This is a genomic window from Acidovorax sp. (assembly GCF_047607405.1).
Classification (GTDB): domain Bacteria; phylum Pseudomonadota; class Gammaproteobacteria; order Burkholderiales; family Burkholderiaceae_C; genus Acidovorax.
This window is the reverse complement of the sequence record NZ_JASGDA010000034.1, coordinates 27,157-48,761: the sequence shown is the minus strand read 5'-3', so window position 1 is coordinate 48,761 and position 21,605 is coordinate 27,157. Positions and strand designations below refer to the sequence as shown.

The 21,605-nt window shown below is 63.6% G+C and carries 23 protein-coding genes and 1 tRNA gene; 23 read left to right on the top strand and 1 reads right to left on the bottom strand.

Going from position 1 to position 21,605, the window contains the following annotated elements; all coding sequences use genetic code 11:
* Positions 1-72: 72 nt before the first annotated feature.
* Positions 73-345, bottom strand: coding sequence for a hypothetical protein (locus QM569_RS04340; protein WP_414985997.1), 273 nt, complete (start codon positions 343-345; stop codon positions 73-75).
* A 164-nt stretch (positions 346-509) separates the two neighbouring features.
* Between QM569_RS04340 and rpsO the strand changes: the two genes are divergently transcribed.
* The 23 genes from rpsO to QM569_RS04225 all read left to right on the top strand — a co-directional run bounded on the left by rpsO (position 510) and on the right by QM569_RS04225 (position 21,567).
* A complete protein-coding gene (gene rpsO, locus QM569_RS04335; RefSeq protein ID WP_291486243.1) occupies positions 510-776 on the top strand; it encodes a 30S ribosomal protein S15 in 267 nt (88 codons plus the stop codon).
* A 196-nt stretch (positions 777-972) separates the two neighbouring features.
* Positions 973-3,162: a polyribonucleotide nucleotidyltransferase gene (gene pnp / locus QM569_RS04330; protein WP_414985996.1), complete on the top strand. Its 2,190-nt coding sequence runs from the start codon at positions 973-975 to the stop codon at positions 3,160-3,162.
* Positions 3,163-3,242: 80 nt separating this feature from the next.
* Positions 3,243-3,992 carry a triose-phosphate isomerase gene (gene tpiA, locus QM569_RS04325; protein ID WP_414985995.1) on the top strand — a complete coding sequence of 250 codons (750 nt, stop codon included), beginning with the start codon at positions 3,243-3,245 and terminating at the stop codon, positions 3,990-3,992.
* Positions 3,993-4,043: 51 nt separating this feature from the next.
* Complete coding sequence (gene secG, locus QM569_RS04320) at positions 4,044-4,406, top strand: preprotein translocase subunit SecG (RefSeq protein WP_414985994.1); 363 nt, start codon at positions 4,044-4,046, stop codon at positions 4,404-4,406.
* A gap of 113 nt (positions 4,407-4,519) precedes the next feature.
* A tRNA-Leu gene (locus QM569_RS04315) sits at positions 4,520-4,604 on the top strand.
* 68 nt (positions 4,605-4,672) lie between these two features.
* Positions 4,673-5,032 (top strand): NADH-quinone oxidoreductase subunit A, encoded by a 360-nt coding sequence (locus QM569_RS04310; RefSeq protein WP_414985993.1) that lies wholly within the window; start codon positions 4,673-4,675, stop codon positions 5,030-5,032.
* A gap of 34 nt (positions 5,033-5,066) precedes the next feature.
* Positions 5,067-5,546: a NuoB/complex I 20 kDa subunit family protein gene (locus QM569_RS04305; protein WP_414985992.1), complete on the top strand. Its 480-nt coding sequence runs from the start codon at positions 5,067-5,069 to the stop codon at positions 5,544-5,546.
* Between the two features lie 13 nt (positions 5,547-5,559).
* Entirely contained in the window at positions 5,560-6,168 is a 609-nt protein-coding gene (locus tag QM569_RS04300; protein WP_414986006.1) for an NADH-quinone oxidoreductase subunit C, read from the top strand.
* On the top strand, positions 6,168-7,421 hold the full coding sequence (locus QM569_RS04295) for an NADH-quinone oxidoreductase subunit D (RefSeq protein ID WP_414985991.1): 1,254 nt from the start codon (positions 6,168-6,170) through the stop codon (positions 7,419-7,421). Before QM569_RS04300 ends, QM569_RS04295 begins: the two co-directional genes overlap by 1 nt.
* Positions 7,418-7,912, top strand: coding sequence for an NADH-quinone oxidoreductase subunit NuoE (nuoE, locus tag QM569_RS04290; RefSeq protein WP_414985990.1), 495 nt, complete (start codon positions 7,418-7,420; stop codon positions 7,910-7,912). Before QM569_RS04295 ends, nuoE begins: the two co-directional genes overlap by 4 nt.
* On the top strand, positions 7,912-9,258 hold the full coding sequence (nuoF, locus tag QM569_RS04285; RefSeq protein WP_414985989.1) for an NADH-quinone oxidoreductase subunit NuoF: 1,347 nt from the start codon (positions 7,912-7,914) through the stop codon (positions 9,256-9,258). The genes nuoE and nuoF overlap by 1 nt, the downstream gene beginning before the upstream one ends.
* Before the next feature lie 14 nt (positions 9,259-9,272).
* Positions 9,273-11,408 (top strand): NADH-quinone oxidoreductase subunit NuoG, encoded by a 2,136-nt coding sequence (nuoG, locus tag QM569_RS04280; RefSeq protein WP_414985988.1) that lies wholly within the window; start codon positions 9,273-9,275, stop codon positions 11,406-11,408.
* The gene (nuoH, locus tag QM569_RS04275) at positions 11,405-12,481 is read left to right on the top strand and encodes an NADH-quinone oxidoreductase subunit NuoH (protein WP_414985987.1); all 1,077 of its coding nucleotides are present in this window, start codon (positions 11,405-11,407) and stop codon (positions 12,479-12,481) included. The genes nuoG and nuoH overlap by 4 nt, the downstream gene beginning before the upstream one ends.
* 12 nt (positions 12,482-12,493) lie before the next feature.
* Positions 12,494-13,006, top strand: a complete 513-nt coding sequence (gene nuoI, locus QM569_RS04270; RefSeq protein WP_414985986.1) for an NADH-quinone oxidoreductase subunit NuoI — start codon at positions 12,494-12,496, stop codon at positions 13,004-13,006.
* 12 nt (positions 13,007-13,018) lie between these two features.
* On the top strand, positions 13,019-13,690 hold the full coding sequence (locus QM569_RS04265) for an NADH-quinone oxidoreductase subunit J (protein WP_414985985.1): 672 nt from the start codon (positions 13,019-13,021) through the stop codon (positions 13,688-13,690).
* Positions 13,687-13,995, top strand: coding sequence for an NADH-quinone oxidoreductase subunit NuoK (gene nuoK, locus QM569_RS04260; RefSeq protein ID WP_005793248.1), 309 nt, complete (start codon positions 13,687-13,689; stop codon positions 13,993-13,995). Before QM569_RS04265 ends, nuoK begins: the two co-directional genes overlap by 4 nt.
* Positions 13,996-14,026: 31 nt before the next feature.
* Positions 14,027-16,063 carry an NADH-quinone oxidoreductase subunit L gene (gene nuoL / locus QM569_RS04255; protein WP_414985984.1) on the top strand — a complete coding sequence of 679 codons (2,037 nt, stop codon included), beginning with the start codon at positions 14,027-14,029 and terminating at the stop codon, positions 16,061-16,063.
* A 13-nt stretch (positions 16,064-16,076) separates the two neighbouring features.
* Positions 16,077-17,552 (top strand): NADH-quinone oxidoreductase subunit M, encoded by a 1,476-nt coding sequence (locus QM569_RS04250; protein ID WP_414985983.1) that lies wholly within the window; start codon positions 16,077-16,079, stop codon positions 17,550-17,552.
* A 13-nt stretch (positions 17,553-17,565) separates the two neighbouring features.
* A complete protein-coding gene (nuoN, locus tag QM569_RS04245; protein ID WP_414985982.1) occupies positions 17,566-19,059 on the top strand; it encodes an NADH-quinone oxidoreductase subunit NuoN in 1,494 nt (497 codons plus the stop codon).
* 19 nt (positions 19,060-19,078) lie between these two features.
* The gene (locus QM569_RS04240) at positions 19,079-19,384 is read left to right on the top strand and encodes a DUF2818 family protein (RefSeq protein WP_414985981.1); all 306 of its coding nucleotides are present in this window, start codon (positions 19,079-19,081) and stop codon (positions 19,382-19,384) included.
* A gap of 1 nt (position 19,385) precedes the next feature.
* Positions 19,386-19,844 (top strand): DUF1178 family protein, encoded by a 459-nt coding sequence (locus QM569_RS04235; protein ID WP_414985980.1) that lies wholly within the window; start codon positions 19,386-19,388, stop codon positions 19,842-19,844.
* A 240-nt stretch (positions 19,845-20,084) separates the two neighbouring features.
* Complete coding sequence (locus QM569_RS04230) at positions 20,085-20,855, top strand: ABC transporter ATP-binding protein (protein WP_414985979.1); 771 nt, start codon at positions 20,085-20,087, stop codon at positions 20,853-20,855.
* A 1-nt stretch (position 20,856) separates the two neighbouring features.
* Positions 20,857-21,567 (top strand): ABC transporter ATP-binding protein, encoded by a 711-nt coding sequence (locus QM569_RS04225; protein WP_414985978.1) that lies wholly within the window; start codon positions 20,857-20,859, stop codon positions 21,565-21,567.
* Positions 21,568-21,605 lie beyond the last annotated feature (38 nt).

Below are 21,605 nucleotides of genomic sequence, written 5' to 3'. Positions count from 1 at the left end.
GCTACTGGAACCTGAACAGCAACATCGGGTGTGTCCATGGCCGGCGTCACTTTGCGGTGGCCTCGGCCGGGGTTACCGCGTGTACCCTTTGCATGCTCCGGCGTTGTGCATGCCCTTGCATTCCCGGTACAGGCGCCGGTCGCGCTCGGCGGAGGTTTCCTCGGAATCGCTGCGCTTATGCTTATAGGTGACCTTGCTCGTGCTCTTTTTCTTGACGAGGGATGCTTCTGCTGTTTGCGCCTGGGACGACTTCGCCTTGGCGTGTGCGGCAATGGGATTGATGAGGAGGTGCAGGGCCATGCCGATGGATAGGAGGGCTTGCAGGAGCGTCGAGGGCTGTGACATGGTGTTTTGCGGTCCGTTGATGGCGAATGGATGGTAGCGAGGCCGGAATGGGCAGGTGTCTCAGTGCATCCGGCTATAATCGACAGGCTTTGCACGGTGCAAGGCGCACGCCAGTGGTGATTCCAGCCGCTGGCGCAAGTTAAAAAATCCAAGGAAACACCCAAATGATCGCATCCTCCATCAAGGCCGAAGTCGTCAAGGCCAACGCCCGTTCTGCCAACGACACTGGCAGCCCCGAAGTGCAAGTGGCCCTGCTGACCGCTCGCATCAACGAACTGACCCCTCATTTCAAGACCCACGCCAAGGACCACCACGGTCGCCGTGGTCTGCTGCGCATGGTGAGCCGCCGCCGCAAGCTGCTGGACTACCTCAAGGCCAAGGACGCCGACCGCTACACGGCGCTGATCGCCAAGCTGGGCCTGCGCAAGTAAGCGCATTCGCATGCAACAACGCCTGGGTTAGTCCGCTAGCTCAGGCGTTTTTTACTTCGGAGCCGCAAAACAGAGCGAAGCTGTGTCATTCCAATGGTGTTGCCATGGGCAGCACCACTGGAATGGCATCGTGTTCTGAATTGCTCTCCAAGCCAATCTGGCAGCGCGCTGCCAGCTATCAAAACAGGAGCTGAACATGAGCATTTTCAATAAAGTCACCAAGACGTTCCAATGGGGCGACAAGACCGTCGTCATGGAAACGGGCGAGATCGCCCGCCAGGCTTCCGGCGCCGTGCTGGTGAACATCGACGACACCGTGGTGCTGGCCACGGTGGTGGCTTCCAAGACGGCCAAGCCCGGCCAGGATTTCTTCCCGCTGACGGTGGACTACATTGAGAAGACCTACGCCGCCGGCAAGATCCCCGGCAGCTTCTTCAAGCGCGAAGCCAAGCCCAGCGAACTGGAGACGCTGACCAGCCGCCTGATCGACCGCCCCATCCGCCCGCTGTTCCCCGAGGGGTTCTACAACGAGGTGCATGTGGTCATTCACACCATCTCGCTGAACCCCGAAGTGGACGCTGACATCGCCGCGATGATCGCGGTGAGCGCGGCGCTGTCCATCTCCGGCATCCCGTTCAACGGCCCGATCGGCGCGGCGCGCGTGGGCTACGTCAACGGCGAATACGTGCTGAACCCCGGCCAGACGGCGCGCAAGAGCTCGCAGATGGACCTGGTGGTCGCGGGTACCGAGGCTGCGGTGCTGATGGTCGAATCCGAAGCCCAGCAACTGTCCGAAGAAATCATGCTCGGGGCCGTGGTGTTCGGCCACGAACAGGGCAAGGTGGCCATCAACGCCATCCACGAACTGGTGCGCGACGCGGGCAAGCCCGTGTGGGACTGGCAGCCGCCCGCCAAGGACGAGCCGTTCATCGCCAAGGTGACCGCGCTGGCCGAAGGCAAGCTGCGCGCCGCCTACCAGATCCGCAGCAAGCAGGCCCGCACGCAGGCGTTGCGTGAGGCATCGGCCTCGGTGCTGGAATCGCTGAAGGCCGAGGGCGCCGAGTTCGACGCGGTGAAGGTCGAGGCGCTGCTGTTCGACATCGAAGCCAAGATCGTGCGCAGCCAGATCCTGGCGGGTGAGCCCCGCATCGACGGCCGTGACACCCGCACCGTGCGCCCCATCGAGATCCGCAACTCCGTGCTGCCCCGCACGCACGGCTCGGCGCTGTTCACGCGCGGCGAGACGCAGGCGCTGGTCATTGCCACCTTGGGCACCGAGCGTGACGCGCAGCGCATCGACGCGCTGGCGGGTGAGTTCGAAGACCGCTTCCTGTTCCACTACAACATGCCTCCCTTCGCCACGGGCGAAGTGGGCCGCATGGGCTCCACCAAGCGCCGCGAGGTCGGCCATGGCCGCTTGGCCAAGCGCGCGCTGGTCGCGGTGCTGCCGACCAAGGAAGAGTTCCCCTACACCATCCGCGTGGTGTCCGAGATCACCGAGTCCAACGGTTCCTCGTCCATGGCGTCCGTCTGCGGCGGCTGCCTGTCGATGATGGATGCGGGCGTGCCCATGAAGGCGCACGTGGCCGGTATCGCCATGGGCCTGATCAAGGAAGACAACCGCTTTGCCGTGCTGACCGACATCCTGGGCGATGAGGATCACCTGGGCGACATGGACTTCAAGGTGGCGGGCACGACCAACGGCATCACGGCCTTGCAGATGGACATCAAGATCCAGGGCATCACCAAGGAAATCATGCAGGTGGCGCTGGGCCAGGCCAAGGAGGCGCGCATGCACATCCTGGGCAAGATGCAAGAGGCCATGGGCGAGGCCAAGGCCGAGATTTCGTCCTTTGCGCCCAAGCTCTACACGATGAAGATCAACCCCGAGAAGATCCGCGACGTGATCGGCAAGGGCGGCGCCACCATCCGCGCGCTGACCGAGGAGACCGGCACGCAGATCAACATCGAGGAAGACGGCACCATCACCATCGCCTCCAACGACTCCGCCAAGGCCGACGAGGCCAAGCGCCGCATCGAGCAGATCACCGCCGAGGTGGAGATCGGCAAGGTTTATGAAGGCCCCGTCACCAAGATCCTGGACTTCGGCGCGCTCATCAACCTGCTGCCTGGCAAGGACGGCCTGCTGCACATCAGCCAGATCGCGCACGAGCGTGTGGAGAAGGTGTCCGACTATCTGGCTGAAGGCCAGGTTGTGAAGGTCAAGGTGCTGGAGACCGATGAAAAGGGCCGCATCAAGCTGTCGATGAAGGCGCTGTCCGAGCGCCCGGAAGGCCAGGGCGACCGCCCCCCGCGTGCCGAGCGCGGTGACCGCGAGCCGCGCCGCGAGCGCCAGCCGGTGGAGCCGCAGGAACAGCAGCAGTAAGCCGATTGCTGCGATTTTCATAGCTGCCAGCGCTTGCCTATCAAGCGCTGGAGGCCAAAATCATTCAAACTTCTGTGACCATGAACAGCCGCAAGAAACTCATCGCGGGCAACTGGAAAATGAATGGCAGCCTGGCTGCCAACGATGCCTTGCTGGGTGCCTTGAGCGCGGGGCTGGCGGATGCGGCGTGCGATGTGGCCGTGGCGGTGCCCGCGCCTTATCTGGCGCAGGTGCAGGCGCTTACGTCCGGCTCCGTGGTGGCGCTGGCCGCGCAGGACGTGTCGCAGCACGAGGCGGGTGCCTACACCGGCGAGGTGTCTGCGGCCATGTTGAAGGATTTTGGCGTGCGCTATGTGCTGGTCGGGCATTCGGAGCGCCGCCAGTACCACGGCGAAACGGATGCCGCCGTGGCGCACAAGGCACAACGCGCACTGGCGGCGGGCATCACGCCCATCGTCTGCGTGGGCGAGACGCTGCAGGAGCGCGAGGCGGGGCAGACCGAGGCCGTGGTCAAGCGCCAGCTGGCGGCGGTCATCCACCTCAACGGCCACTGCATCAGCGAAGTGGTGGTGGCGTACGAGCCCGTCTGGGCCATCGGCACGGGGCGCACTGCGTCGCCCGAGCAGGCGCAGGCGGTGCATGCCGTGCTGCGCGCGCAGTTGGCTGCGGCCAGCGAGCACGCCGACCGCATTCGATTGCTGTACGGCGGCAGCATGAATGCCGCCAACGCGGCGCAGTTGCTGGCGCAGCCAGACATCGACGGCGGCCTGGTGGGCGGTGCGTCGCTCAAGGCGCCCGACTTCTTGCAAATCATTGCCGCAGCCCGTTGAAATGCTTAACAGGCTTGCGTGGACAGCTATTCAATCAGGAGTACACAAAGAATGAACGTGATCGTGAACGTGGTTTTGGCGTTGCAGATGCTGGCGGCGCTGGGGATGATCGGCCTGATCCTGGTCCAGCACGGCAAGGGTGCCGACATGGGCGCGGCCTTTGGCAGCGGCAGCTCCGGCAGCCTGTTCGGGGCCAGCGGCAGCGCCAACTTCCTGTCGCGCAGCACGGCGGTGCTGGCGGTGGTGTTCTTCGTGGCGACGCTGGCGCTGGCCTATTTCGGCAATTCGCGCCCGGTCAGCACGGGCAGCGTGCTGGAGGCGCCCGCCGCTGCCGCGCCTGCCGCATCCGCACCGGCTGCCGCCGTGGCCCCGGCAGAGCCCGCATCAGGCGCAGCGCAGATCCCGACCAAATAAACCCACTAAATTCGGCCACCAAGGCCGAAGCAGGGGTTTTCCGGGATAAAATTCCGGATTGTCTGGAAAGCCAAAAACCGCAAGGTTCCTCATGCCATCCAGATGAAAAACCAGCCGTCGTGGTGAAATTGGTAGACACGCTATCTTGAGGGGGTAGTGGCGAAAGCTGTGCGAGTTCGAGTCTCGCCGACGGCACCATACAAAGGCTTGTCCGCAGACCCCCATAGGGGCTGACGGGCAGCCACAGCGGTGAGAACGTCCTCAAGATGAACCTCGATCAGTACCTCCCCGTCCTTTTGTTCATCTTGGTCGGCATCGCCGTCGGCGTTGTCCCCCTTGCACTTGGCTACATACTGGGTCCCAATCGCCCGGATGCCGCGAAAAACTCCCCCTACGAATGCGGCTTCGAAGCCTTCGAAGATGCGCGCATGAAGTTCGACGTGCGTTACTACCTCGTGGCGATTCTGTTCATTCTTTTCGATCTTGAGATCGCGTTCCTTTTCCCCTGGGCGGTGACGCTGCACGAGGTGGGCGCCGCCGGTTTCGTGGCGGTCGTGATCTTCCTGGCCATCCTGGTCGTGGGCTTTGCCTACGAATGGAAAAAGGGTGCCCTGGATTGGGAATGACGAACAGGCTTCTTCGCCAAGCAAGGATGGTGCAATGATTGAAGGCGTGATGAAGGAAGGCTTCGTCACCACGAGCTACGACTCCGTGGTGAACTGGGCCAAGACTGGCTCCCTGTGGCCCATGACGTTCGGCCTGGCCTGCTGTGCCGTCGAGATGATGCACGCGGCGGCCGCGCGCTATGACATCGGTCGTTTCGGCGCGGAAGTATTTCGCGCCAGCCCCCGCCAGTCCGACCTGATGATCGTGGCGGGCACGCTGTGCAACAAGATGGCGCCTGCCTTGCGCAAGGTCTATGACCAGATGTCCGAGCCGCGCTGGGTGCTGTCCATGGGCTCCTGTGCCAATGGCGGCGGCTACTACCACTACAGTTATTCCGTGGTGCGTGGCTGCGACCGCATCGTGCCGGTGGATGTGTACGTGCCCGGCTGCCCGCCGACTGCGGAAGCGTTGATCTACGGGATCATCCAGTTGCAGCAGAAGATTCGCCGCACCAACACCATTGCTCGTGTCTGAAGGGTGGATGACGATGACTCCCGTAGCCATTCGGCCTGAAAAACTCAAAGACAGTATCGCCGCAGCCCTGGGCGGCAAAGCGCGGCAGATCACGGTAGCCCTGGATGAGGTCACCGTGGTGGTGGCCGCTGCCGATTACCTGGAGGCGATGCGCACGCTGCGCGACGCGGAAAGCTGCCGTTTCGAGCAGTTGATCGACCTCTGCGGCGTCGATTTTTCTTCGTATGCCGACGGCATTTATGAAGGCCCGCGCTACTGCGTGGTGTCGCACCTGCTGTCCGTCAGCCTGAACCAGCGCGTGCGCGTGAAGGTGTTCTGCCCGGACGACGACTTCCCGCTCGTGCCCTCGGTGTCCGACCTCTGGAACTCGGCCAACTGGTTCGAGCGCGAGGCATTCGACCTGTTCGGCATCGTGTTCGATGGCCACAACGACCTGCGCCGCATCCTGACCGACTACGGCTTCATCGGTCACCCATTCCGCAAGGACTTCCCGCTGTCCGGCCATGTGGAAATGCGCTACGACAGCGAGCAGCGCCGCGTGGTCTATGAGCCTGTGTCCATCGAGCCGCGCGAGATCACGCCGCGCATCATCCGCGAAGACAAGTACGGCGGGCTTCACTGATGGCTGAAATCAAGAACTACTCCCTGAACTTTGGTCCGCAGCACCCTGCCGCGCACGGCGTGCTGCGTCTGGTGCTCGAACTCGATGGCGAGGTCGTGCAGCGCGCCGACCCGCACATCGGTCTGCTGCACCGCGCCACAGAGAAGCTGGCCGAGCACAAGACCTACATCCAGTCGCTGCCCTACATGGATCGGCTGGACTACGTTTCGATGATGTGCAACGAGCAGGCGTACTGCCTTGCCATCGAGAAGCTGCTGGGCCTTGAAGTGCCGCTGCGCGCCAAATACATCCGCACGATGTTCGGCGAGATCACACGCCTGCTGAATCACCTGATGTGGCTGGGTTCGCACGGCAACGACTGCGGCAGTTCCACCATCCTGATCTACACCTTCCGCGAGCGCGAAGACCTGTTCGACATGTACGAGGCCGTGTCCGGCGCGCGCATGCATGCGGCGTACTTCCGCCCGGGCGGCGTCTATCGTGACCTGCCGGAGAGCATGCCGCAGTACAAGGTCAGCAAGATCAAGAATGCCAAGGCCATCGAGGCGCTCAACAGCAACCGCCAGGGTTCGCTGCTGGACTTCATAGACGACTTCACCAAGCGCTTCCCAGGCTGCGTGGACGAGTACGAAACTTTGCTCACCGATAACCGCATCTGGAAGCAGCGCACCGTTGGCATCGGCGTGGTGCCGCCCGAGCGCGCGCTGAACCTGGGCATGACCGGACCCATGCTGCGCGGCTCCGGCTTCGCATGGGACTTGCGCAAGACCCAGCCCTACGACGCCTACGACCGCGTGGACTTCGACATACCAGTGGGCAAGACGGGCGACTGCTACGACCGCTACCTGGTGCGCGTGCAGGAAATGCGCGAGTCCAACCGCATCATCAAGCAGTGCGTGGACTGGCTGCGCGCCAACCCCGGCCCGGTCATCACCGACAACCACAAGGTGGCACCGCCCGCGCGCGAATCCATGAAGTCCAACATGGAAGAACTGATCCACCACTTCAAGCTGTTCACCGAGGGCTTTCGCGTGCCCGAGGGCGAGGCGTATGCTGCGGTGGAGCACCCCAAGGGCGAGTTCGGCATTTACCTCGTGAGCGATGGTGCCAACAAGCCGTATCGCCTGAAGATCCGTGCGCCCGGCTTCGCGCACCTCGCCACGCTCGATGAAATGGCGCGTGGCCACATGATCGCCGATGCCGTGGCCATCATTGGCACCATGGACATCGTGTTCGGGGAGATTGACCGATGATTACCGAAGCCACCAGGCAACGCTTCGCCCGCGAAGTGGCGAAGTACCCGGACAACGGCCCAGGCCGCCAGTCGGCCGTGATGGCCTGCCTGTCCATCGTCCAGCAAGAGCAGGGCTGGGTCAGCCCCGAGAGCGAGGCCGTGATCGCCGAGTACCTGGGCATGCCCCAGATCGCCGTGCATGAGGTCACGACCTTCTACAACATGTACAACCAACAGCCGGTGGGCAAATACAAGCTCAACGTCTGCACGAATCTGCCTTGTCAACTGCGCGACGGCCAGAAGGCGCTGCACCATCTGGAGCGCAAGTTGGGCGTGTCCATGGGCGAAACCACGCCGGACGGCCTGTTCACCTTGCAGCAGTGCGAGTGCCTGGGCGCCTGCGCCGATGCGCCTGTGATGCTGGTCAACGACCGCACCATGTGCAGTTTCATGGACAACGACAAACTCGACCAGCTCGTCGATGGCCTGCGCGCGGCGGAGGGCAAGTGATGACCACGGCTGCACAGATTCTTTCCCAGTTCCAGGCGACGGGGGTCCAGACCTGTTTCCACGATCGTCACATCAACCCGCAAATCTATGCCGGGCTGAACGGTACGAACTGGAGCATCAAGGACTACGAGGCGCGCGGCGGCTATGCGGCCTTGCGCAAGATTCTTGGCAAGGATGGCGGCGAAGGCTTGTCGCAAGATCAGGTGATCGCCACCGTCAAGGAGTCCGGCCTGCGTGGTCGGGGTGGCGCGGGCTTTCCCACGGGTTTGAAGTGGAGCTTCATGCCCCGCTCGTTCCCGGGCCAGAAGTATCTCGTCTGCAATTCGGACGAGGGCGAGCCGGGTACGTGCAAGGACCGCGACATCCTCATGTACAACCCCCACAGCGTCATCGAGGGCATGATCATTGGCGCCTACGCGATGGGCATCTCGGTGGGCTACAACTACATCCACGGCGAAATCTTCCAGGTCTATGAACGCTTCGAGGCCGCGCTGGAAGAAGCGCGCGCTGCTGGCTACCTGGGCGACAACATCCTGGGCAGCAGTTTCAGCTTCCAACTGCATGCGCACCATGGCTTTGGGGCCTACATCTGCGGCGAGGAAACGGCACTGCTCGAATCGCTGGAAGGCAAGAAGGGCCAGCCGCGCTTCAAGCCCCCGTTCCCGGCCAGCTTCGGCCTGTACGGCAAGCCCACGACGATCAACAACACCGAGACCTTCGCGGCGGTGCCGTGGATCATCCGCCATGGCGGGCAAGCCTATCTGGAATGCGGCAAGCCCAACAACGGCGGCACCAAGATTTTCTCGGTGTCCGGCGACGTGGAAAAGCCCGGCAACTACGAGATTCCGCTGGGCACGCCGTTCGCCAAGCTGCTCGAACTCGCGGGCGGCGTGCGCAAGGGCCGCCAGTTGAAGGCCGTGATCCCTGGTGGTTCGTCGTCGCCCGTGCTGCCAGCCCACATCATGATGGAATGCACGATGGACTACGACTCCATCGCCAAGGCAGGCTCCATGCTGGGTTCGGGCGCGGTCATCGTGATGGACGACTCGCGCGACATGGTGGAGTCGCTGCTGCGCCTGTCGTACTTCTACCAACACGAATCCTGCGGCCAATGCACGCCTTGCCGCGAGGGCACGGGCTGGCTCTGGCGCATGGTCAACCGCATCCAGCACGGCGAAGGCCGACCTGAGGACATCGACAAGCTCGACGACGTGTCGCTCAACATCATGGGGCGCACCATCTGCGCCCTGGGCGACGCCGCTGCGATGCCCGTGCGCGCCATGATCAAGCACTTCCGGCCTGAATTCGAGGCCAAGATCCAAGCGGCCCGTAAAGCCTCTGCCTGATCGAGAGAAGACATATGGTTGAAATTGAACTCGATGGACAGAAGGTGGAAGTCGCCGAAGGCTGCATGGTGATGCATGCAGCCGAGAAGGCCGGCACCTACATTCCGCATTTCTGTTATCACAAGAAGCTGTCCATTGCCGCCAACTGCCGCATGTGTCTGGTGGATGTGGAAAAAGCGCCCAAGCCCATGCCCGCCTGCGCCACACCTGTCACGCAGGGCATGGTCGTGCGCACCAAGAGCGACAAGGCCATCAAGGCCCAGCAGTCGGTGATGGAGTTTTTGCTCATCAACCACCCGCTGGACTGCCCGATCTGCGACCAGGGCGGTGAGTGCCAACTGCAGGACTTGGCCGTGGGCTATGGCGGCTCCTCGTCGCGCTACGAAGAAGAAAAGCGCGTGGTGTTGCACAAGGACGTGGGCCCGCTGATCTCGATGGAAGAGATGAGCCGCTGCATCCACTGCACCCGCTGCGTGCGCTTCGGCCAGGAAGTGGCCGGGATCATGGAACTGGGCATGGTCAACCGTGGCGAACACTCCGAGATCACCACGGTGGCTGGCGACACGGTGGACTCCGAGCTCTCGGGCAACATGATCGACATCTGCCCCGTGGGCGCGCTCACGAGCAAGCCCTTCCGCTACAGCGCCCGCACCTGGGAGCTGTCGCGCCGCAAATCCATCAGCCCGCACGATTCGACCGGCGCCAACCTCATCGTGCAGGTCAAGAACCACAAGGTCATGCGCGTGGTGCCGCTGGAGAACGAGGCCGTCAACGAATGCTGGATCGCCGACCGGGACCGCTTCTCCTACGAGGCGTTGAACAGCGACGAGCGCCTGACCCAGCCCATGCTCAAGCAGGGCGGCATCTGGAAACAGGTGGATTGGCAGACTGCGCTGGAATACGTGGCCAACGGTCTCAAGAACATCCAGAGCGACCATGGCGCCAAGAGCATCGGCGCTTTGGTCAGCCCCCACAGCACCGTCGAAGAGCTGTACCTGGCTTCCGCGCTGCTGCGCGGCCTGGGCAGCGACAACATCGACTACCGCCTGCGCAACGCCGAGTTCGCGGCGCCTGAAGGCATTCGTTGGCTGGGCACGTCCATCGCCTCGCTGTCCACGCTGCAGAGTGTGCTGGTCGTGGGCTCCAATCTGCGCAAGGACCATCCGCTGTTCGCGCAGCGCATCCGCCAGGCCGCGCGCCATGGCTGCCAGGTCAGCGCCGTGGATTCCGTCGCCCGGGATTGGGCGCTGCCCGTGCAGCAGTATGTCGTGCAGAGCACCAGCCAATGGGTGCAGACCCTGGGCGGCATTGCTTCGGCCGTGGCACAGGAAAAGGGCATTGCCGCACCCGCAGGCGCGGCATCCGCGGATGAAGCCGCCCAGGCCATTGCCCGCTCCCTGCTGGGCGGTGAGCGCAAGGCCGTTCTGCTGGGCAATGCCGCCGCGCACCATGCACAGGCAACGCAACTGCTGGCTTTGGCGAACTGGATTGGCGAGAACACTGGCGCGACCGTCGGCTACTTGACGGAAGCCGCCAACACGGTGGGTGCGCAGTTCGTGGGCGCCCACCCGGTCCAGGGCGGCCTGAATGCGGGCCAGATGCTGGCGGGCGGCTTGAAGGCCGCCCTGCTGCTGAACACCGAGCCGGTGTACGACTCGGCTGCCGGTGCGCAGGCCGCCACGGCGCTTGCGGGCGCGGACATGGTGGTTACCTTGAGCCCGTTCAAGGCCAATCTCGAATTCAGCGACGTGCTGCTGCCGATTGCCCCGTTCACGGAAACCTCGGGCAGTTTCATCAACGCCGAAGGCCGTCTGCAGAGCTTCCATGCCGTCGTCCGCCCCTTGGGCGATACGCGACCTGCGTGGAAAGTCCTGCGCGTGCTCGCCAATCTGCTCGGCGTGCCCGGTTTCGATTTCGAAACCTCGCAGGATGTGCTGGCCCGCGCCACGAATGCGCCAGCGGGCTCCGTCACGCAGATCCCGGCAGAGCAGTTGTCGAACGCCGTGAAGACCGTTCCGGTGGCTTCGGCAGCGGCGGCTGGAGAGCCCGTGGTGGCTTCCATCTATCAACTGGACGGCTTGGTGCGCCGCGCCACGTCGCTGCAACTGACCGCCGATGCGCGCATGGCACGTGAAGGAGTGGCCGCATGATCGACGCGATCTACAACGCGGGCCTGAACCTGCTGCCCTTTGGCTGGTGGATGGGCATCGCCTGGCCCGTGCTCTGGATACTCATCAAGATCGTCTGCATCCTGGCGCCGCTGATGGGTGCGGTGGCCTACCTGACGCTGTGGGAGCGCAAACTGCTGGGCTTCATGCAGGTGCGCCATGGCCCCAACCGCGTGGGGCCTATGGGCTTGCTGCAACCCATCGCCGATGCGCTGAAGCTGCTGACCAAGGAAATCATCCAGCCTGCCGCGGCGAGCAAGGGCCTGTTCGTGCTCGGCCCGGTGATGGCCATCATGCCCGCGCTGGCGGCCTGGGTGGCGATTCCGTTCGGGCCCGACGTGGCGCTGGCGAACGTGAATGCGGGCCTGCTGCTCATCATGGCCATCACGTCCATCGAGGTGTACGGGGTGATCATCGCCGGCTGGGCGTCCAACTCCAAGTACGCCTTCCTGGGCGCACTGCGCGCATCGGCGCAGATGGTCAGCTACGAGATTGCCATGGGTTTTTGCTTCCTGGTGGTCATCATGGTGTCCGGCAGCATGAACCTGACCCAGATCGTGATGGGGCAGGGCCAGGGCACCATGGCCACCATGGGCCTGACCTTCCTGTCCTGGAACTGGCTGCCGCTGCTGCCGATTTTCCTGGTCTATCTGATTTCGGGCGTGGCCGAGACCAACCGCCACCCGTTCGACGTGGTGGAGGGCGAGGCCGAAATCGTGGCCGGCCACATGGTCGAATACTCGGGCATGGGCTTCGCCATCTTCTTCCTGGCCGAGTACGCCAGCATGTGGCTGGTGTCCATCCTCGCGGTGCTGATGTTCCTGGGCGGCTGGCTGCCGCCTATCGAGGCTTTGTCGTTCATTCCCGGCTGGATCTGGCTGGCCGCCAAGACCTTCCTCGTGGTGTCCATGTTCATCTGGATCCGCGCCACCTTCCCGCGCTTCCGCTATGACCAGATCATGCGCCTGGGCTGGAAGATCTTCATCCCGGTGACGCTGGTGTACCTGCTCATCGTGGGCGGGTGGCTGCTCTCGCCCTGGAATATCTGGAAATAAGCGGGGATCCCCATGACCGCCGTTGTTGCTGCTGCACCTTTCTCCGTCAAAGACTTCCTCAAGAGCTTCATGCTCGTGGAGTTATTCAAGGGCATGGCCCTGACGGGCCGCTACGCCTTCCGCCGCAAGGTGACCGTCCAGTTCCCCGAGGAAAAGACGCCCCTGTCGCCCCGTTTCCGCGGCCTGCACGCGCTGCGCCGTTATGAGAACGGCGAGGAGCGCTGCATCGCCTGCAAGCTGTGCGAGGCCGTGTGCCCCGCGATGGCCATTACCATCGAATCGGACGTGCGCGACGATGGTTCGCGCCGCACCACGCGCTACGACATCGACCTGACGAAGTGCATCTTCTGCGGCTTCTGCGAGGAAAGCTGCCCGGTGGATTCCATCGTCGAGACGCACATCTTCGAATACCACGGCGAAAAGCGTGGCGACCTGTACTTCACCAAGGACATGCTCCTGGCGGTGGGGGATCGCTACGAAGCCGAGATCGCCGCCAACAAGGCAGCGGACGCCAAGTACCGCTGAGGGTATTGATCCATGGACGCCAAGACTGGTTTCTTCTACCTCTTCTCGGTCGTGCTGCTGTTCGCGGCCTTCCGGGTCATCACTGCGCGCAACCCTGTGCATGCGGTGCTCTACCTCATCCTGGCCTTCTCGCAGGCGGCTGCCGTGTGGCTGCTGCTCAAGGCGGAGTTCCTGGCCATCGCGCTGGTGCTGGTGTACCTGGGCGCGGTGATGGTGCTGTTTCTGTTCGTGGTGATGATGCTGGACATCCACATCGACACCGTGCGCAAGGGTTTCTGGAAGCACTTCCCGCTGGCCGCCACCGTGGGCGCGCTGATCGCCCTCGAAATGGCCGCCGTGCTCATGGGCGGCTTCCGTGGCATGGAAGAGGCCAAGGCCCCCGCCGCCGTGGTGGATGCGGCCGGGCAGGTGGTGCAACACTCCAACGCCAAGGCGCTGGGCAAACTGCTCTATACCGAGTACCTGTACCCCGTCGAGATCGCGGCTGTGATCCTGCTCGTGGCAATGATCGCCGCCATCGCGCTGACCCTGCGCCAGCGCAAGGACAGCAAGGCCATCAACCCGTCCACGCAGATCCGCGTGCGCGCCAGCGACCGCCTGCACGTAGTGAAACTCGCCGCCACGCAAAAGGCCGCGCCCGAAGAAGCGCCCGCCGAGCCCGCCGCCGAGGAGAAAAAAGCATGACGCTGACTTTGGGCCACTTCCTCTCGCTGGGCGCGATGCTGTTCGCGCTGGCCGTGATCGGCATCTTCTTGAACCGCAAAAACCTGATCGTGCTGCTGATGGCGATCGAACTGATGCTGCTGGCGGTCAACATGAACTTCGTGGCGTTCTCGCACTACCTGGGCGACATGCACGGGCAGGTGTTCGTGTTCTTCATCCTGACCGTGGCGGCAGCCGAATCGGCCATTGGCCTGGCCATCCTGGTGCTGCTGTTCCGCAACAAGTCCAGCATCAACGCGGAAGACCTCAACACCCTCAAGGGTTGAGGGATCGCCGGTATTCGCAAGGTTCTCAAGAATGAGTCAAACCCTCTCTGCTTCAACGCTCCTGGCCGTGCCGCTGGCGCCGCTGGCGGGCGCCGTGCTGGCCGGTATCTTTGGCACGACCTTCGGCGGCAACTGGATTGGCCGCCGCGCGAGCCACACCCTGACGATTTTGGGTGTGCTGGTGGCCTTCATCCTGTCAGCCCAGACGCTGTGGAGCGTGGCCGTCGATGGCGCCCGCTTCAACGAAACGCTCTACACCTGGATGGTGGTGGGAGGCTTGAAGATGGAGGTGGGCTTCTTGGTGGACAGCCTCACGGCCATGATGATGGTGGTCGTCACCTTCGTATCACTGATGGTCCATATCTACACCATCGGCTACATGCAAGAGGACGACGGCTACAACCGTTTCTTCGCCTACATCTCGCTGTTCACGTTCTCCATGCTCATGCTGGTCATGAGCAACAACCTGCTGCAACTGTTCTTTGGCTGGGAAGCCGTGGGCCTGGTGTCGTACCTGCTCATCGGCTTCTGGTTCAACAAGCCATCGGCCATCTTCGCCAACATGAAGGCATTCCTGGTCAACCGCGTGGGCGACTTTGGCTTCATCCTGGGCATCGGCCTGATCGCCGCGTATGCGGGCACGCTCAACTACGGCGAGATCTTCGCCAAGTCGGGCGAACTGGGCAGCCTGCCGTTCCCCGGCACGGACTGGATGCTCATCACCGTGATCTGCATCTGCCTGTTCATCGGTGCCATGGGCAAGTCGGCCCAGTTCCCGTTGCACGTGTGGCTGCCGGACTCGATGGAAGGCCCCACGCCCATCTCCGCGCTGATCCACGCCGCCACCATGGTGACGGCGGGCATCTTCATGGTGTCGCGCATGTCGCCGCTGTTCGAGCTGTCTGACACGGCCCTGAGCTTCATCCTGGTGATCGGCGCCATCACGGCCCTGTTCATGGGCTTCCTGGGCATCATCCAGAACGACATCAAGCGCGTGGTGGCGTACTCCACACTGTCGCAGCTCGGCTACATGACGGTGGCGCTGGGCGCATCGGCCTACTCGGTCGCCGTGTTCCACCTGATGACGCACGCCTTCTTCAAGGCGCTGCTGTTCCTGGGCGCGGGCTCGGTCATCATGGGCATGCACCACAACCAGGACATCCGCTGGATGGGCGGCGTGCGCAAGTACATGCCCATAACCTGGATCACCTCGCTGCTGGGCTCGCTGGCGCTGATCGGCACGCCGCTGTTCTCGGGCTTCTATTCCAAGGACAGCATCATCGAGGCCGTGGCCGAAAGCCACCTGCCCGGCGCGGGTTTCGCGCACTTCGCTGTGCTCGCGGGCGTGTTCATCACGGCCTTCTATTCGTTCCGCATGTACTTCCTGGTGTTCCACGGCAAGGAGCGCTACGACCAGAACCCGGACGCGCACCATGATGACCATCACCACCACGATGATCATGGACATGGCCATGACGCGAAGCCGCACGAGTCGCCCTGGGTGGTAACGGTGCCGCTGGTGCTGCTGGCGATCCCTTCGGTGGTGGTGGGCTTCTTCACCATTCAGCCCATGCTGTTCGGCGACTTCTTCAAGGACGTGATCCACGTCGATGGCGCCAAGCACCATGCCATGGCCGAACTGGCGGAAATGTTCCATGGGCCTGTGGCAATGGCCCTGCACGCCCTGCAAACGGCGCCGTTCTGGCTGGTGTTGGCAGGAGTAGCGGCCTCGTACTACATGTACATGGTCAACCCGGCGCTGCCCGCCGCGCTCAAGCGCTTCTTCGAATCCATCAAGGTCTATCAGTTGCTTGAAAACAAGTACGGCCTGGACTGGATCAACGAGAACATCATTGCGCGCGGCGCGCGCGCGCTGGGCGTGGGGCTGTGGAAGGGCGGCGACCAGGCCGTCATCGACGGCGCCGTGGTCAACGGCTCGTGGAAGGTCGTGCGCTGGGTGGCTGGCGTGGTGCGCTGGGTGCAGTCTGGCTACATCTACCACTATGCGCTGGCGATGATCCTGGGGGTCTTCGCCCTCATGACGTACTTCGTCTGGCTCAACAAGTAGGAGAAGAACAAAAATGGGTCTGTTGAGTCTTGCGATCTGGGTGCCGATTGCCTTTGGCGTGCTGCTGCTCGCCATCGGTCGGGATGAGCATGCGAATGCCGTGCGCTGGCTGGCGCTGGTGGGTGCGCTGATCGGCTTCCTCGTCACGCTGCCGCTGTACAGTGGTTTCGAGGTCGGCAGCGCCGCCATGCAGTTCGTCGAGAAGGCAGCGTGGATCGAGCGTTTCAATGTGCATTACCACCTCGGCGTGGACGGCATCTCGTTCTGGTTCGTGCCGCTCACGGCCTTCATCACCGTCATTGTGGTGATCGCCTCGTGGGAGTCCATCACCGAGCGCGTGAACCAGTACATGGGCGCGTTCCTGATCCTGTCGGGCCTGATGATCGGCGTGTTCGCCGCGCTGGACGGCATGCTGTTCTACGTGTTCTTCGAGGCCACGCTGATCCCGATGTACCTCATCATCGGCATCTGGGGTGGCCCCAACAAGATCTACGCCGCGTTCAAGTTCTTCCTGTACACGCTGCTCGGTTCGCTGCTGATGCTGATCGCGCTGATCTACCTGTACAACCAGTCGGGCGGCAGCTTCGACATTGCGGCATGGCACCAGTTGCCCCTGAGTTCTGGCGCGCAAACCCTGCTGTTCTTCGCCTTCTTTGCCGCCTTTGCCGTGAAGGTGCCCATGTGGCCGGTGCATACCTGGCTGCCAGACGTTCACGTCGAAGCGCCTACCGGTGGCTCCGCCGTGCTGGCGGCCATCATGCTGAAGCTGGGCGCCTACGGCTTTCTGCGCTTCTCTTTGCCCATTGCGCCGGACGCCGCGCGCGAGTGGGCCTGGCTGATGATCGCGCTGTCGCTCATCGCCGTGATCTATGTGGGCCTGGTCGCCATGGTGCAGAAGGACATGAAGAAGCTGGTGGCGTATTCGTCCGTGGCGCACATGGGCTTCGTCACGCTGGGCTTCTTCATCTTCAATGACCTGGGCGTTTCCGGCGGCCTGGTGCAGATGATCGCGCACGGCTTCGTGTCGGGCGCCATGTTCCTGTCCATCGGCGTGCTGTATGACCGGGTGCATTCCCGCGAGATCGCGGCCTATGGCGGCGTGGTCAACACCATGCCCAACTTCGCCGCGTTCGCGCTGCTGTTTGCCATGGCGAACTGCGGCCTGCCGGGCACAGCGGGCTTTGTGGGCGAGTGGATGGTGATTCTGGGCGCCGTGAAGGCCAACTTCTGGATCGGCCTGGCTGCCGCCACCGCGCTGATCTTCGGTGCCGCCTACACGCTGTGGATGTTCAAGCGCGTCTATCTTGGCCCCGTGGGCAACGACAACGTGCGCGGCCTCGCCGACATCAGCTGCCGCGAATTCCTGGTGCTGGCCGTGCTTGCCATCGCGGTGCTGGTGATGGGCCTGTACCCGCGCCCGTTCACCGACGTGATGGACGCATCCGTGGCAGAGCTGCTCAAGCATGTCGCATTGTCCAAGCTGAACTGAGAGATTCCAGAACATGATTGACAACATCAGCTGGCTGGCGATCTACCCCGAGATCGTGCTGTTGACCATGGCCTGCGTGATCGCGCTGGTCGATCTGGGCGTACACGGCGTGCGCCGCACCGGCACCTACGTGCTGACTTTGCTCACCCTGGCCGTCGTGGCCGCCCTGCAGGGCCTGTACGCCAGCAGCGGCAACACCTTTTACGGCTGGGGCAACATGGTGGTGAGCGACGCCATGGGCAACTGGCTCAAATGCTTCGCCACCGTCGCGATGATGGTCACGCTGGTCTATGCGCGACCCTATGCGGCCGACCGCGGCATGCTGCGCGGCGGCGAGATGTTCACGCTGGCGATGTTCGCGCTGCTGGGCATGTCCGTCATGATCTCGGGCAACAACTTCCTGGTGATCTACCTGGGCCTGGAACTGCTCACGCTGTCGAGCTATGCCCTCGTGGCCCTGCGCCGCGACAACGCCACCGCCACCGAGGCCGCCATGAAGTACTTCGTGCTCGGCGCCATGGCCAGCGGCTTTTTGCTCTACGGCCTGTCCATGATCTACGGCGCCACGGGCTCGCTGGACATCGGCCAGGTGTTCAAGGCCATCAATGCCGGGCAGATCAAGCACCAGGTGTTGGTGTTCGGCCTCGTCTTCGTGGTCGCCGGGCTGGCTTTCAAGCTGGGCGTGGTGCCGTTCCACATGTGGATCCCCGACGTGTACCAGGGCGCGCCCACGGCCATTACGCTGATGATCGGCGGCGCGCCCAAGCTGGCCGCGTTTGCCATCACCATCCGCCTGCTGGTGGATGGCCTGCTGCCCCTGGCGATCGACTGGCAGCAGATGCTGGCGGTGCTCGCCATCGGCTCGCTGCTGGTGGGCAACCTAGCCGCCATCATGCAGACCAACCTGAAGCGCATGCTGGCCTATTCCACGATCTCGCAAATGGGCTTCGTGTTGCTGGGCCTGATGTCGGGTGTGGTCAACGGCAATGTGGATGCCACGGCGGTCGAGAACGCCTACAGCGCGTCCATGTTCTACGTGGTGACCTACGTGCTGACCACGCTGGCCGCGTTCGGCGTGATCCTGCTGCTGGCCCGCGAAGGCTTCGAGAGCGAAGAAATCTCGGACTTCGCCGGCCTCAACCAGCGCAGCCCGCTGTACGCAGGCGTGATGGCCGTCTGCCTGTTCTCCATGGCCGGTATCCCGCCGCTGGTGGGCTTCTACGCCAAGCTGGCGGTGCTGCAGGCGCTGGTGGCGTCGGGCCAGGCGCTGTACATCGGGCTGGCGGTGTTTGCGGTGGTCATGTCGCTGATTGGCGCGTTCTACTACCTGCGCGTGGTCAAGGTCATGTACTTCGATGCGCCGCTCACGGCCTCGAACGTCTCCGCCCCGGCGGACGTGCGCGTGGTGCTCACGCTCAACGGCGCGCTGCTGCTGGTGCTGGGTCTGCTGCCTGGCGGTTTGATGGCGCTGTGCGCCGACGCCGTGGTGCGCGCCCTCGGCACCTGAGCCTGTTCCTGTATCTGCCGTGTCGCTCACCGGTTCCGTCTGGCTGGTCATCGTGGCGGCGCTCGTAGCCGCCAACCTGCCGTTCGTGAACCACCGCTGGCTGGTGCTCGGCCCCGCCGCTGCGCCGCGCAAGCCCCTGGCGGCGCGGCTGGCGGAGCTGGTGCTGTGGTACTTCCTGGTTGGCGGCCTGGCGCTGTTGCTGGAGCGGCGCGCGGGGCAGATCGCGCCGCAGGGCTGGGAGTTCTACGCGGTCACCGGGGCGCTGTTCCTCACGCTGGCTTTCCCGGGCTTCGTCTATCGTTACCTGCTGCGCCGTCGGGACTGACATGAAGGTGCTCGACCTGCAATGCCGCCAGGGCCACGTCTTCGAGGGCTGGTTTGCGTCCGAGGACGACTTCCAGGGCCAGCGGCAGCGCGGGCTGGTGCAGTGCCCCCTGTGCGCCGACAGCCACATCGAAAAGCGCCTGAGCGCCCCGCGCCTGAACCTGGGCGCTGCCGAACCCGAAGCGACCGCGCCGGTATCCGTTCCCGCACCCGCTGGTGCCGCCGTGCTGCCAGCGCCATTGCAGGCAGCCTGGCTGGAACTGGCCCGCAAGATCGTGGCCCAGACCGAAGACGTGGGAACGCGCTTTGCCGAAGAAGCCCGGCGCATGCACCACGGCGAAACCGAAGAGCGCGCCATTCGCGGCCAGGCTACGCCCGACGAGACGCTGGAACTGCTGGAGGAGGGCATTGCCGTACTGCCCTTGCCGCTGCCCGCAGCCGCCAAGGAAACCCTGCAGTAATTCAGAGTCAAATCGGCCTCTAGCGCTTATCCAGAAAGCGCGAGAAGCTATCAATTTGATAGAAAAAACACGCCATGGCGGCAGCGTAGGTACGGCGTAGGTAGTTACGCATAGGTGTTAGTTCCAGTAGCTGCTGCGAGGCGCGGGCGCATACGATGCACGGCATTCGCACCCATGTGTGGAGTGCCTTGCCCGCCAAGGCTTCCTTCCCCCAGCCCCCTACGGAGCGCCCCTGGAACAATGACCGATGTCATCCTCGAAACCAAAAGCCTGACCAAGGAATTCAAGGGCTTCACCGCCGTCAGCAACGTGAATCTGGCTGTGCGTCGCGGCTCCATCCATGCGCTGATCGGCCCCAACGGCGCGGGCAAGACCACCTGCTTCAACCTGCTGACCAAGTTCCTCACGCCCACCTCGGGCACCATTCGCTTCAACGGGCACGACATCACGCGCGAGCAGCCCGCGCAGATTGCGCGGCGCGGCGTGATCCGTTCGTTCCAGATCTCCGCTGTCTTCCCCCACCTGACGTTGCTGGAAAACGTGCGCCTGGGCCTGCAGCGCAAGCTGGGCACGTCGTTCCACTTCTGGAAGAGCGAGCGCAGCCTGCGCCAGCTCGACGAGCGCGCCATGCAGCTGCTGGCCGAAGTGGGCCTCGCAGACCTGGCCGACGAGCTGACAGTGAATCTGTCCTATGGCCGCAAGCGCGCGCTGGAGATCGCCACCACGCTCTCGATGGAGCCAGAACTGATGCTGCTCGACGAGCCCACGCAGGGCATGGGCCATGAGGACGTGGACCGCGTCACCCAGCTCATCAAGAAGGTTTCGGCGGGCCGCACCATCCTGATGGTGGAGCACAACATGAAGGTGGTATCCACGATCGCCGACCGCATCACCGTGCTGCAGCGCGGCGCCGTGCTGGCCGAAGGCCCCTACGAAGACGTATCGAACAACCCGCAAGTGATGGAAGCCTACATGGGCACCACGGACGGCCAACTGCAGGGAGCACACTGACATGGTCGCTCCCGCACTCGAAATCAAGAACCTCCAGGCCTGGTACGGAGAATCGCACGTGCTGCACGGCGTGGACATCACCGTGCAGCCCGGCGAGGTGGTCACGCTGCTGGGCCGCAACGGGGCAGGGCGCACCTCGACCATGCGCGCCATCATGGGGCTCACCGGAGCGCGCAAGGGCTCCATCAAGATCAACGGCACGGAAACCATCGACCTGCCCACGCACCGCATCGCCCACCTGGGCGTGGGCTACTGCCCGGAAGAGCGGGGCATCTTCTCCAGCCTGTCGTGCGAGGAAAACCTGCTGCTGCCGCCGGTGCTCAAGACCGGCACGCCGGGCATGCCGGTCGATGAGATCTACGCCATGTTCCCCAACCTGGCCGAGCGCAAGAGCAGCCAGGGCACCCGCCTGTCCGGCGGCGAGCAGCAGATGCTGGCCGTGGCGCGCATCCTGCGCACGGGCGCCAAGCTGCTGCTGCTCGATGAAATCTCCGAGGGCCTGGCTCCCGTCATCGTGCAGGCCCTGGCCCGCATGATCACCACGCTGCGCCAGAAAGGCTACACCATCGTCATGGTGGAGCAGAACTTTCGCTTCGCGGCGCCGCTGGCCGACCGCTTCTACGTGATGGAGCATGGCCGCATCGAGCTGAAGTTCAGCGCCGCCGAGCTCGAAGCCAAGATGCCCGTGCTGACCGAACTGCTGGGCGTTTGAACGGATTCCATCGTGCCTTTCCCCTTGCAACCACTCGA